At 42.8% G+C, this 11,042-nt stretch carries 12 protein-coding genes and 1 pseudogene; 8 read left to right on the top strand and 5 right to left on the bottom strand.

What is annotated here, in order from left to right; genetic code table 11:
* Positions 1-139: 139 nt before the first annotated feature.
* Complete coding sequence (locus C1G57_RS02115) at positions 140-355, bottom strand: YdbC family protein (protein WP_004194749.1); 216 nt, start codon at positions 353-355, stop codon at positions 140-142.
* A gap of 92 nt (positions 356-447) precedes the next feature.
* On the opposite strand from C1G57_RS02115, the gene C1G57_RS02110 reads away from it, so the two are divergent.
* A complete protein-coding gene (locus C1G57_RS02110) occupies positions 448-771 on the top strand; it encodes a hypothetical protein (protein WP_105113557.1) in 324 nt (107 codons plus the stop codon).
* A gap of 16 nt (positions 772-787) precedes the next feature.
* Here the strand turns inward: C1G57_RS02110 and C1G57_RS02105 are convergent, their stop codons facing one another.
* Together C1G57_RS02105 and C1G57_RS02100 are read right to left on the bottom strand one after the other, a co-directional pair.
* A complete protein-coding gene (locus C1G57_RS02105; RefSeq protein ID WP_105113556.1) occupies positions 788-2,074 on the bottom strand; it encodes a peptidase U32 family protein in 1,287 nt (428 codons plus the stop codon).
* A gap of 151 nt (positions 2,075-2,225) precedes the next feature.
* On the bottom strand, positions 2,226-3,155 hold the full coding sequence (locus C1G57_RS02100; RefSeq protein ID WP_105113555.1) for a peptidase U32 family protein: 930 nt from the start codon (positions 3,153-3,155) through the stop codon (positions 2,226-2,228).
* Positions 3,156-3,313: 158 nt separating this feature from the next.
* Here C1G57_RS02100 and C1G57_RS02095 point away from each other — a divergent pair, with 158 nt between their 5' ends.
* Complete coding sequence (locus C1G57_RS02095) at positions 3,314-3,619, top strand: DUF3270 domain-containing protein (RefSeq protein WP_105113554.1); 306 nt, start codon at positions 3,314-3,316, stop codon at positions 3,617-3,619.
* Positions 3,620-3,791: 172 nt separating this feature from the next.
* Here the strand turns inward: C1G57_RS02095 and C1G57_RS02090 are convergent, their stop codons facing one another.
* Positions 3,792-4,727: a manganese-dependent inorganic pyrophosphatase gene (locus tag C1G57_RS02090; protein WP_105113553.1), complete on the bottom strand. Its 936-nt coding sequence runs from the start codon at positions 4,725-4,727 to the stop codon at positions 3,792-3,794.
* Between the two features lie 138 nt (positions 4,728-4,865).
* Between C1G57_RS02090 and C1G57_RS02085 the strand changes: the two genes are divergently transcribed.
* Complete coding sequence (locus C1G57_RS02085) at positions 4,866-6,563, top strand: M3 family oligoendopeptidase (RefSeq protein WP_105113552.1); 1,698 nt, start codon at positions 4,866-4,868, stop codon at positions 6,561-6,563.
* A 27-nt stretch (positions 6,564-6,590) separates the two neighbouring features.
* On the opposite strand, the gene C1G57_RS02080 is transcribed toward C1G57_RS02085, so the two are convergent.
* On the bottom strand, positions 6,591-6,938 hold the full coding sequence (locus tag C1G57_RS02080) for a winged helix-turn-helix transcriptional regulator (protein ID WP_105113551.1): 348 nt from the start codon (positions 6,936-6,938) through the stop codon (positions 6,591-6,593).
* 155 nt (positions 6,939-7,093) lie between these two features.
* Between C1G57_RS02080 and C1G57_RS02075 the strand changes: the two genes are divergently transcribed.
* The 5 genes and pseudogenes from C1G57_RS02075 to C1G57_RS02055 all read left to right on the top strand — a co-directional run.
* Positions 7,094-7,633 carry an NADPH-dependent FMN reductase gene (locus C1G57_RS02075; protein ID WP_105113550.1) on the top strand — a complete coding sequence of 180 codons (540 nt, stop codon included), beginning with the start codon at positions 7,094-7,096 and terminating at the stop codon, positions 7,631-7,633.
* 167 nt (positions 7,634-7,800) lie between these two features.
* Entirely contained in the window at positions 7,801-8,421 is a 621-nt protein-coding gene (locus C1G57_RS02070) for a thioredoxin (RefSeq protein WP_105113549.1), read from the top strand.
* A gap of 14 nt (positions 8,422-8,435) precedes the next feature.
* Positions 8,436-8,837 carry a nuclear transport factor 2 family protein gene (locus tag C1G57_RS02065; protein ID WP_105113548.1) on the top strand — a complete coding sequence of 134 codons (402 nt, stop codon included), beginning with the start codon at positions 8,436-8,438 and terminating at the stop codon, positions 8,835-8,837.
* 101 nt (positions 8,838-8,938) lie between these two features.
* Positions 8,939-9,781, top strand: a pseudogene (locus tag C1G57_RS02060) (VOC family protein).
* Positions 9,782-9,912: 131 nt separating this feature from the next.
* The coding region (locus C1G57_RS02055) for a transposase (RefSeq protein ID WP_105113547.1) at positions 9,913-11,042 on the top strand (1,130 nt) is incomplete at its 3' end.

Genomic DNA, 11,042 nt, shown 5'->3' with positions numbered 1-11,042 from the left:
ACACTTTTTACACTAAACTTTAGTCCAAAATAAAATAATTTCCATATTTGGATTTCGAGACTCAAAATATTTTTCGTCAAATACCTTGATGGACTTGACAAATGGTAGAAAAAAGAAGCCTTTTTCGCTTAGGCTTCTTTTATTTATTAGCAAATGCATCCAAAAGCACTTGGAATTCTTCATTGCTGAGCGTGATCCCCTTGCCCATCTTAGTGTGGTCAGGGCTCCAGGTACGGATATCATACTTGGCTGGTGCACCATTAAATGATACACGATTGAGTTCCTTGGTCCAGCCCTTATCATTTTCAGATAGGACCAAGAGTTTTTCTTCGATTTCAAATGTAAATTCTGCCATTTGTTACCTCCTTCACTTATTTGTTCGAAAAAACTTGTCATTTTTGCGAAAATTGGATACTATAATTATAGCAAGTTTGAAAGGATAATGCCATGAAGAGATTTTTGGAAGTTATTTTAGAGCAGGTCAATATCTTTTTGGGCAATAGCAAAGCTCCTAAGACTATTGAGCCTGACAGCAAGGAAGAAATTAAGAACAATTTAGAACTAGCCCTCTACAAGAAAGCGGCTATTCATGTTATCTATAACGACCGCAGTTTTACAGGCGATATTGTCAAATACGATAAGGAACGCCAACGGATTATCATGAAAAATTTCAAACGTCGGGTAACCAGCATTATCAATATCCAAGATATTAAGAAAATCACCCTGGTTCCAGAAAGTGTAAAAACCTCCCAAAAACAAACAAAAGGCTGAACTTCAGCCTTTTATTTTATGCTCTAATAGTCAATGACTGTCCATCTTCTTGGTAGAGGTTGATAAGACCTGACTTGCAGGCACGAATCATGTCACCAGGATAGATTTCACGGTCCAGCTTAATAGTTAAGAGTTCCATCGGCTTGTTGGCGCGGTCAATCTTTTCTCCATTTGAATCATGCAAGTCCTGAATAGTGGTTTCAAAGTGGCGGAAACCTGGTCCGTAAAACTCTACTTGGTCACCTTCGTTGATGACATTGCGTTGGCGAATGGTTGCAGTCATAGCATCCTTGTCAAAGGCCACTACTTCGGCGATAAATTTGTATTCTGGAATCTTACGGCGGGCACCGAAAAGCTGTTCGTTTTCGCTCGGTGGGCTGTAGTAGAAACCTGTCGCCAATTCCCGTTGAGCAACCTTCCACATTTCGTCAATCAAGTCTTGTTTGATCGCTTCAAACTTTTCTGGACTTTCTAGATAGGCATCGACCGCCGCCTTGTAGCAGTTAGTCACGGTTGACACGTAGTGGACAGATTTCATACGGCCTTCGATTTTCAGGCTATCGACCCCATTTTCAATCATATCTGGGATATGGTCAATCATGCACATATCCACCGCAGACATAGAGAACTCCTCTGGTATTTCCCCCTTAATGGAGCGACGTTCTTCGCCGAAAGGTAGGTCGTAGAGGTTGTACTTCCAACGGCAAGACTGGGAGCAGCCGCCACGGTTGGCATCGCGTTTGCTCATGTGGTTGGAGAGAACGCAACGACCTGAGTAGGAGATACACATGGCACCGTGAACAAAGGCTTCGATTTCAACATCTGTCCGTTTGCGGATTTCAGCCACCTCTTCCATGGTCACTTCGCGGGCTAAAACGACACGAGTCAAGCCCAATTCCTTCCAAAACTCGAAGGTTTCATAGTTGGTCGATGAAGCCTGGGTGGACAGGTGGATCTCAAGACCAGGTGCTTCAGTGGCACAGATAACGATAAGAGCCGGGTCAGATACGATAACGGCATCCAAGCCCATATCCCGCAATTCACGGAACCAGGCTCCTGCCCCTTCTTCATTTCCTTCATGGGTGACCATATTGGCCGCTACATAGACCTTTGCACCACGGGCATGGGCATATTCAATCCCTTCCCGCATCTCGTCCATGGTAAAGTTACCAGCCCGGCTACGCAGACCATAGGCCTGACCACCGACAAAGACAGCATCGGCACCATAATCAATGGCTACCTTTAATTTTTCCAAAGTCCCAGCAGGTGACAAGACCTCGGGACGCTTTAATGTTTTTGACATAATGTACAATCTCCTCTATTTGCAATATAGATGATTTATAAAAATGATAGGCAAATTTTCCAAGTGAGTTGGAAATCAAGCATATTCGCTCACACCAGTCAGATGGGGAATTTAGTGTTAAAAGACACAAATCAATAAAGTACAGTAAACTCTATTTAACCTTATTACGGTCAAATTCGTAGAAACCTGTATCCAAACCACGTTCAGCTGGGTGGAGTTTGCGTACCTGTTCATCCAAAAGGAAGGCCTGATCATAAGTAAATTCGCCTTTTTCAATCAAATCTCTTGCTTGAACAAAAAGCTTAGCAATTTCAACAAAGTTTTGACCTGGGCAATAGATACCATCCAACTTCCAGTTACGATAGCCATGCTCATCTAATTCTGCCAATTTGGTCATCATATCAATGTCATTGTTAATAAAGATATGGGTACCATGCTTGTCCTCAAAAATTGAATAATGGCTATCTGGATCGCTCGGCTCAGCCAAGAAAAGACCACGTCCACGTGACAAGTCAGTTTCATCAGCCTTGGTAAAATTATAGTAATTCCGTAACAGGGTTCGCTTGGAATGGTGAATAACCGAAGCACCATAAACCAAGATTTCCGCAGGGATTTCCAAGTTTTTAGCAATGTCAAAGAGTTCCTCCGACGGAATTTCCCGTGCTAAAACGGCCTCAACAGCCCCATGGTCCTTCCAGAAGTTAATCTGGCGACTAGAAGTCACAAAGACAGAGGTATCGTAAATCAGCTTAAAATTGTAACCATCTCGCTTGTTGACATAAAAAATACCTGTATCGCCTACAACCAGATAATCCACCTTGATTTCCTTCATCAAGTCCATAAATGGCTTGATGTTGTCCATCATGTCTTGGTGCATAAGGGCGTTTGCGGCAACAGTCAGTTCCTTGCCTGCACCATGGACCAGCTCTGCTATTTCCCGTAACTCATCATAAGTAAAGTTTGTCGGAATACGAAGAGCATGGTCAGCTTCACCAACATAAATGCGGTCAACCCCTGCCGCAAGCAGTTCCTTGACCTGTTCAATACTTTCAGCTGTTGCTGTAATGATAATTTTTCCCATAAAGATAATTATATCAAAAAGAGATATGTCTGGTAAGTCACCACCAGCATTTTAATGTTCAGACTTTTCTCATTTTTTCTTGTAACCATATTGTAATATTGCTGACATAAAATTTTATAAATGTTATGATATGCTTAAGAAGCAGAAAAGGAGACGATATGGCATTAAGACACTATCAGTCCCAAGAATACCAGTACGAAGAGTCTATCCCGAAAGAGAAAAACACAACTGTTCAAGCCTATCAGGTAAAAAATGCAAAAAAAGAACGCATCAATGAACTCTTGTTCTTTGTGAATATTGTTCTATTTAGCCTAATTACAGTTATTGCTAGCTATATCTATCTAGCTTTAGATATCCCTGTTTTTCCTGCCCTCGCACTAGCAAGTGCTACAGGCCTCATCGGTTTTCGTTTGGTTCAAGTTGGACTAAAAAAGAAATTTAAATTGAGACAAACACGCAAATAAAATTATAAAACAAAGAGCGACGGATTACTCCTCGCTCTTTTTGCTTATCCTTCTTCCCTCGATCGTCGACGTAATAAAAGATAAACTAAATGACGATAATGAAAAAAAGCACCCGAAGGTGCTAGGTAAGGCCTCCTACCGACTTCTGGTTCGAGGTCGGTGGAAAAATTCATTAAGCGTTGAAAGCGTCCGTCAATTGTGGTACCACTTGTTTCTTACGTGAAACGGCACCTGCAAGGAAGGCGTGGTTGTTTTCCAACTTGAAGTTGAAGGCCGCTTCCACCTTGTCCATGTTGCTACCGAGGGCAAGGATTTCAGAGTTTGAGTTAACGATGTCTGTAATCATCAAAACAAAGTCAGAGTAGCCATTTGTTGCTGATGCTGCTGTCATAGCTGCTTCGATTTCTGCTTGGCGTTCCAAGACTTCTGCAATGTCCACTGTGTTGACTTGGGCCACACGGACATCATTGCCATTCAAACCAAAGGTTTTTGCGTCGATGTCAATCAATTCTTCTGCTGACTTGCTGGCAAGGTTGGTTCCTGCTTTCAAGAGTGCCAAGCCATATTCTTCCAAGTTCACGCCAGCAATTTCAGCCAATTCAGCTGCTACTTGTGGATCTGTTGCATGAGTGGTTGGTGATTTGAGCAAGAGGGTATCTGAAATCAAACCTGATAGGAGAAGTCCAGCTACTTCTTTTGGAGGCGTCACACCATTTTCTTTGAAGGCACGGTAAACGATTGAAGATGCTGAACCTACTGGCTCCAAACGCATGTACAATGGGTTTGCAGTTTCAAAGTTTGCGACACGGTGGTGGTCAATAACAGCTGCCACTTCCACATCCTTGATGTCTGCGATTGATTGTTGGAATTCATTGTGGTCAGTCAAGATGACTTGGCTAACACCTTCTGCCTTAGCAGACTCAACCACGCGCGGTGCAGTAACCCCAAAATAGTCAAGCGCAAACGCTGTTTCTTCATTTGGCGTTCCAAGTGCAACTGCTTCCGCATCACGACCAAACACTTCACGCTCCAAGTGAGCCCAGCCGTATGATGATGCAATGGCATCTGTATCAGGATTTTGGTGACCAAAAACTAAAAATTTAGACATGTCTACAACCTCATTTTTTCTAATAATCTCCTATATTTTACCATAAACAAAGCCCAATGTGAACATGGACGAGTCAGGATTTGCCAAACGTTTTCAAAAAGAGTAAGATAGAAGGTAGCAATACAAAAGGAGAAACATATGAAATTTTCAGACTATACCTATGTTCGTCCAGATTATGAAGCTATCAAAGCTCAATTTTCTGACCTGACAGACCAGTTGGCTGCGGCTAGCGATTTGGAAACAACTCGTACACTTGTGGCAGCCATTACAAAATTACTCAACCTGGTCGATACCCAGTACAACCTCTGGATGATCCGTCATACTATCGACATGAACGATGAGTTCTACAATGAAGAAACCAAGTTTTGGAATGAATATTCGCCACTCTTTGAAGAATTGACCACCAACTACTACCGTGTCATTGTCCAGACGCCTTACAAGGAAGAACTGTCAGACATCTTGCCTCAAACCTTCTTCATGCAGGCAGAAAACAAGCTCAAGACCTTCTCGTCTGATGTGATTCCCTTGTTCCAAAAGGAAAATGAATTGACCGATGAGTACAGTAAACTGATTGCTGGTGCAGAGATTGATTTCCAAGGTCAGACTTACAACCTGGCGCAAATGGGGCCATTCGGTCAATCAACTGACCGCGAGGTCCGCAAGGCTGCATCTGCTGCCACAACTGCCTTCTTTGAAAGCAAGGAAGCTGATTTTGACCGTGTTTACGATGAGTTGGTCAAGGTCCGCACGGAAATCGCCCACAAACTTGGCTTCAAGGACTACGTAGAATACGGCTATCTCAAGATGAACCGTTTTGATTACAATCGTGACATGGTCAAGGTTTATCGTGAGGAAATCCTCAAGCATATCGTACCGATTGTACAAAATCTTCGTCAACGCCAAGCAAAACGCTTGCAGGTACCAAGCCTCAAACACTACGACCTCAATCTTGAGTTCTTAGACGGCAATGCGGTGCCACAAGGCGACCCAGATTTTATCGTCAATCAGGCCCAAGACATGTACCGTGAATTGTCCGCAGAAACAGGCGAGTTCTTCGATTTTATGGTTGAACATGAATTACTTGATTTAGTTGCTAAAACTGGCAAGGATAGCGGTGGTTACTGTACCTATATCCCTGACTTCAAGAGCCCATTCATCTTCTCCAACTTCAACGGTACCAGCGGTGATATTGATGTCTTGACCCACGAAGCAGGTCACGCCTTCCAAGTCTATCGTTCCCGTTGGATCCAAAGTCCAGAAGTTGTCTGGCCAACCTATGAAACCTGTGAAATCCACTCCATGTCTATGGAATTTATGACCTGGCCATGGATGGACCGTTTCTTCAAGGAACAGGTGGATAAGTACAAGTTTACCCACTTGGCAAGTGCCCTTCTCTTCTTGCCTTACGGTGTCTTGGTGGATCACTTCCAGCACGAAGTCTATGAACGCCCAGAGATGACACCAGCAGAACGTAAGGCGACTTGGAAAAAACTCCAAGACCTCTACTTGCCAGACCGTGATTATTCTGAGTCAGAAGCCCTCAACCGTGGTATCTTCTGGTACCGCCAGGGGCATATCTTTGCCAGCCCATTCTACTACATTGACTATACCTTGGCCCAAGTCTGCGCCCTCCAATTCTGGAAACGCACGCAGGTAGATCACGATGAAAATGCTTGGGAAGACTACATCCGCATCTGTGATTTGGGTGGTACCAAGTCCTTCTTGCAAGTGGTTGAAGCCGCAAACCTCCAATCACCGTTCAAAGAAGGTGCCCTTGAAAGCACAGCCAAGGCTGCTGCCGATTGGTTAAATGCAGTTAAGGATGACGAACTATAAAAGACAAAATCTGAATGAGCTACGAACTCATTCAGATTTTTTTGCTTTGACAAATTCGATGTACTTATCGCCGAAAACTTCAATTTGCTCCAAAACCAACTTAAATTCCTGACCAATCTCGCTCAGTTCATATTCCACTTTTGGCGGAACCTGTGCATAAACCTTCCGAGTGATTAAACCATCATCTTCTAGCTGACGCAACTGCTTGGTCAAGGTTGCTTGGGAAATCCCTGTCAATCGACGATGCAATTCATTAAACCGAATGGGACCTTCTTCGATATGATGTAGTAATAAGATACTCCATTTCCCAGATAAGACACTCTGAGTGGTCACATAAGGACACTCTGGAACTGTATGGTGTGTGAAAGTTGCCATAATTTCTCCTTTATTTTCCCTTGATACTACGCATTACTTTATAAAAAGATAGTGACTATTCAAAAAAATCGTACTTGTTTTATTTTTAGTACCTGTTACAATAATACCATAAACTGCGAGAGCAGGGAAGAAAAAATTGTTAGAGGTATAAGATCATGAAAAACATTCTATTTATCGTCGGTTCACTACGTGAAGGTTCATTCAACCACCAAATGGCTAAACAGGCTGAAAGCATCTTAGAAGGTCAAGCAACTGTATCTTATCTTAACTATAAAGAAATTCCGCTTATGAACCAAGATTTTGAAACACCAGTCTTGCCAGCTGTCCAAGCTGCACGCGATGCGATTATGGCTGCAGATGCTATTTGGATTTTCTCACCAGTTTACAACTTTGCTATTCCAGGTACTGTAAAGAACTTGATTGACTGGCTCAGCCGTGCCCTAGACTTGTCAGAAACACGTGGCCCATCTGCACTACAAGACAAAATTGTTACTGTATCATCTGTTGCCAATGCTGGACATGACCAAATGTTCGCTAGCTACCATGCACTCCTACCGTTTGTTCGTATGCAAGTGGTTGGTGAGTTTACAGGGACTACCGTCAACCCAGAAGCATGGGGAAATGGACAGTTGGTATTGTCAGAGGAAGCTATCGCTGGTCTGCAAGCTCAAGCTCAAGCTTTGTTAGAAGCTTAGACTCTACAGGTCAATAGACATCCTTCTATGACCTTTATCGAGTTGAAGATGATAAAATTGCAGAACTCTGGGATGTTATTGTGCCAATTGAGGAAGATTCCAAAACTTCCAAAAGCAATGCTAAATTCTAATCAAAAACCAAGAAAATAAGATGAAAGAAAATTAAAATGAAACTATATTACATCATCGATGCTTATTGTGGTTGGACCTACGGCTTTAACCACATTTTCACAAAATTCATGCAAGACCATCCTGACATAGAAATAGAGGTCATTAACGGAGGCTTGTTTGTCGGAGATAACAAAAAGAAAATGGCTGATTTCCAGCAGGCACAGACCATCAACAAACAAATCGAAAGCTATTACCAAATGTCTTTTGGCGATAACTACAATCAATTGTTTAAGGATACGAACTTTATCATGGACTCCCTTGGTCCTGCTAGAGCCTACTCCGTTTTGAAAAACTATGTTGAACCACACCAGCTTGCTCAGCTGACATTAGATATTCAAGTATTATTTTTTGAAGATGGGTTAGACCTCAGTCAAGCAGACAGTTACACCAGCCTAATCGGTAGCTATCAGTTACCTACAAAGGCTATGGAAGAACTATCAAGCAACTTGAAACAACCAGAAAGTCTACACCCAGACTTTATCAAGGCATATGAAATGGGGGTAACCTCTTTCCCAACCTTGTTACTCGAAAAAGACGGAAACTTCTTTAATCTTATCAATAAAGTTCGTACAGTAGACGATTTGGAAAAAAATTTCCAAGAGGCAGTTGCTCAATAGAAAAGAAAATACCTATGTCAAAAAATCAATTATATAAAAATATTTTAGAAGAAACTTATCTAGCTACTGCTCAAGGTCGAATAGAAGATTTCAAAAGCCATTTGGCTGCTGATATCTCTTGGACAGAAGCTGCAGGCTTTCCCTATGCTGGTACCTATATCGGTCCAGATGCAGTGATTGAAAACGTCCATGCAAGACTAGGTTCTGAATGGACCAGTTATAGTGCCACACCTGTTGATTACGCCTTTTCAGGAAACCGTGTCATGGTCTATGGCTACTACAAGGGGACCTACAACCTTACTGAGAAATCCTTCCAAGCAGACTTTGTCCATATTTACGATTTTAATGCTGAAAATAGAATTACACACTTTATCCAAATCGTAGATAGCGCACTTGTTGAGAAAGCTATGAGATAAAAATCAATTTTCAAAAGTCTATTCGTTACATATTAGTTCACCAAAAGATACTAAGTAACTCGAAAATTCCTATAAATTGTATCAGAAAGCTAGGTATTCCCATGTACAATTCCCAATTTGAACTGGGCCATGTCGCCCTCAACGTCCGCGATCTGGAACTCCAAAGCCTGTTTTACTAGCAGGTACTGGGCCTGCAAATTTTGACGGAAAGTCAAAACCAAATCGACCTCGGCGTCGGTCAGACCATCTTAGTTCGCCTCATCCGAACAGCTCAAGACGGAGATGCCGACCAAAGTTACGGACTCTACCACTTGGCCATTGTCCTACCTAGCCGAGAGGACTTAGGCACCATTTTCCGCCACTTTATCGACAATAAGATTCCCCTCCAAGGCGCCAGCGACCACGGTTACAGCGAAGCCATTTACCTAGCCGACACCGAAGGTAACGGCATCGAAATTTACCGCGACCTGCCTCAAGACACTTGGGATGTCCGCCCAGACGGCCGCATCGTCGGCATTACTGAGCCTATGGATGCTGAAACGATCTATGCTTTAGGAAAAAAAGCTGACGCAGTCTATCAGATGCCGCTTGGCAGTCGCATGGGCCATATTCACCTGTCCGTTCGAGAAAGCGCCGCTTCTAGCCGATTTTACCAAGAGGTCCTAGCTGTCGAGGATAAATTCTCGGTCCCATCTGCAGCCTGGCTAGCCTCAGGCGACTACCATCACCACCTGGCTGTCAATGAATGGGGTGGCAAACATCTCCAAACACGAACTGAAGGCATGCCAGGACTTGCCTACTATACGGTCATCTATTCCAATCCAGAAGCTTTTGAAGCAACCTTGGAACGCGCCTCCGCTGCAAACTTAAAGATAGAAAGAATGAATAGTTCTGCAGCCTTTGTCGATATAGACGGCATCAAAACTAAGCTTGTTTTAGAATAATACGAAAAGAGGCTGGGCAAAAACTAGCTTCTCGCATATAAAAAAACGAGCAATTCCAATTAGGAGTTGCTCGTTTTCCATTTCATGCTTTATAATTATAATAACCACAAAACAACTAGAAAGGCATGAAAATGTATAAACAGTATAACACAAATCAGTTAAGTTTGGAATTAAATCTTGCTTGGGATTTACCTGCTACTCACGAGGCTCGTCTGATTAGTCAGTTTGTGGATACTATTCCTTTATCCATTCTATTGGAAGAAACTTCCCACACAGGTCGTCCTGCCTTTCATCCAGCCATGTTGCTCAAAATGACCCTGTTCGCCTATGCTCGTCAGGTATTCTCTGGTCGGAAAATCGTTCAAATGAATGAAGAAGTCATTCCTATGAAATGGCTGAGTCAGGATACCTATGTCTGTTATCGGACCATAAACAGTTTTCGGGCTAGCACACATGCCAATCAGCTCATCAAAACTGCCTTCATCTACTTCACCCTCCTTCTCAGAGAGAATGGATTGATTGAAGATGAGGCTCTCTTCATTGACGGGACCAAGGTAGAAGCTGATGCCAACAAGTATTCTTTCACGTGGAAAAAGGCCGTTGAACGCTATGAAGATGCCTTGAATGGAAGTATTTCAGCCCTCTATGACAATCTAGTTCAAGAAGGGGTGAATACTGCCTTGTCCCAGGAAGAATGCCTCACTAGCGAGGGACTCAAACAACTCCTCCATGAGACAGAACAAGTATTGGATGAGGTGGAAGAAGCTATCTCACAAGAGCCTAAATCCATTAAAGGTGGATCAGCCAACAGACAGAAACGAAGAAGAATTAAGAAACTCAAGAGAAAGTTGAAAGAGGATTGTCTTGTTCGGAAACAGAAGTACGAACGAGATAAGCAGATTCTACAAGAGCGAAACTCCTACTCTAAAACGGATCCCGATGCAACATTCATGCGGATGAAAGAGGATCATATGAAAAATGGTCAGCTCAAACCCGGTTACAACCTTCAACTTGGTACAAACAACCAGTTTGCCTTGGCTTACGGACTGTTTCCGAATCCAACTGACACTCGTACACTCAAGCCTTTTCTTCAATCCATCCAAACCTTAGAACTCTTTCAACACATTGTCGCAGATGCAGGTTATGGAAGTGAAGAAAATTATAGCTTTATCGTTGATGACCTGGAGAAAACACCTCTGATTCCCTACGGAACATATCAGAAAGAGCAGAAGAAAAGCTATAAGAAGAGTGATGCCAATCC

The sequence above is a fragment of the Streptococcus suis genome (genome assembly GCF_002960425.1).
Classification (GTDB): domain Bacteria; phylum Bacillota; class Bacilli; order Lactobacillales; family Streptococcaceae; genus Streptococcus; species Streptococcus suis_S.
This window is presented reverse-complemented; position numbering and strand designations above follow the sequence as displayed.

What these genes read in the sequence shown, in the direction of transcription:
- C1G57_RS02115 (WP_004194749.1), bottom strand. Translation starts at nt 355, where the DNA reads ATGGCAGAATTTACATTTGAAATCGAAGAAAAACTCTTGGTCCTATCT.
- C1G57_RS02110 (WP_105113557.1), top strand. Translation starts at nt 448, where the DNA reads ATGAAGAGATTTTTGGAAGTTATTTTAGAGCAGGTCAATATCTTTTTG.
- C1G57_RS02105 (WP_105113556.1), bottom strand. Translation starts at nt 2,074, where the DNA reads ATGTCAAAAACATTAAAGCGTCCCGAGGTCTTGTCACCTGCTGGGACT.
- C1G57_RS02100 (WP_105113555.1), bottom strand. Translation starts at nt 3,155, where the DNA reads ATGGGAAAAATTATCATTACAGCAACAGCTGAAAGTATTGAACAGGTC.
- C1G57_RS02095 (WP_105113554.1), top strand. Translation starts at nt 3,314, where the DNA reads ATGGCATTAAGACACTATCAGTCCCAAGAATACCAGTACGAAGAGTCT.
- C1G57_RS02090 (WP_105113553.1), bottom strand. Translation starts at nt 4,727, where the DNA reads ATGTCTAAATTTTTAGTTTTTGGTCACCAAAATCCTGATACAGATGCC.
- C1G57_RS02085 (WP_105113552.1), top strand. Translation starts at nt 4,866, where the DNA reads ATGAAATTTTCAGACTATACCTATGTTCGTCCAGATTATGAAGCTATC.
- C1G57_RS02080 (WP_105113551.1), bottom strand. Translation starts at nt 6,938, where the DNA reads ATGGCAACTTTCACACACCATACAGTTCCAGAGTGTCCTTATGTGACC.
- C1G57_RS02075 (WP_105113550.1), top strand. Translation starts at nt 7,094, where the DNA reads ATGAAAAACATTCTATTTATCGTCGGTTCACTACGTGAAGGTTCATTC.
- C1G57_RS02070 (WP_105113549.1), top strand. Translation starts at nt 7,801, where the DNA reads ATGAAACTATATTACATCATCGATGCTTATTGTGGTTGGACCTACGGC.
- C1G57_RS02065 (WP_105113548.1), top strand. Translation starts at nt 8,436, where the DNA reads ATGTCAAAAAATCAATTATATAAAAATATTTTAGAAGAAACTTATCTA.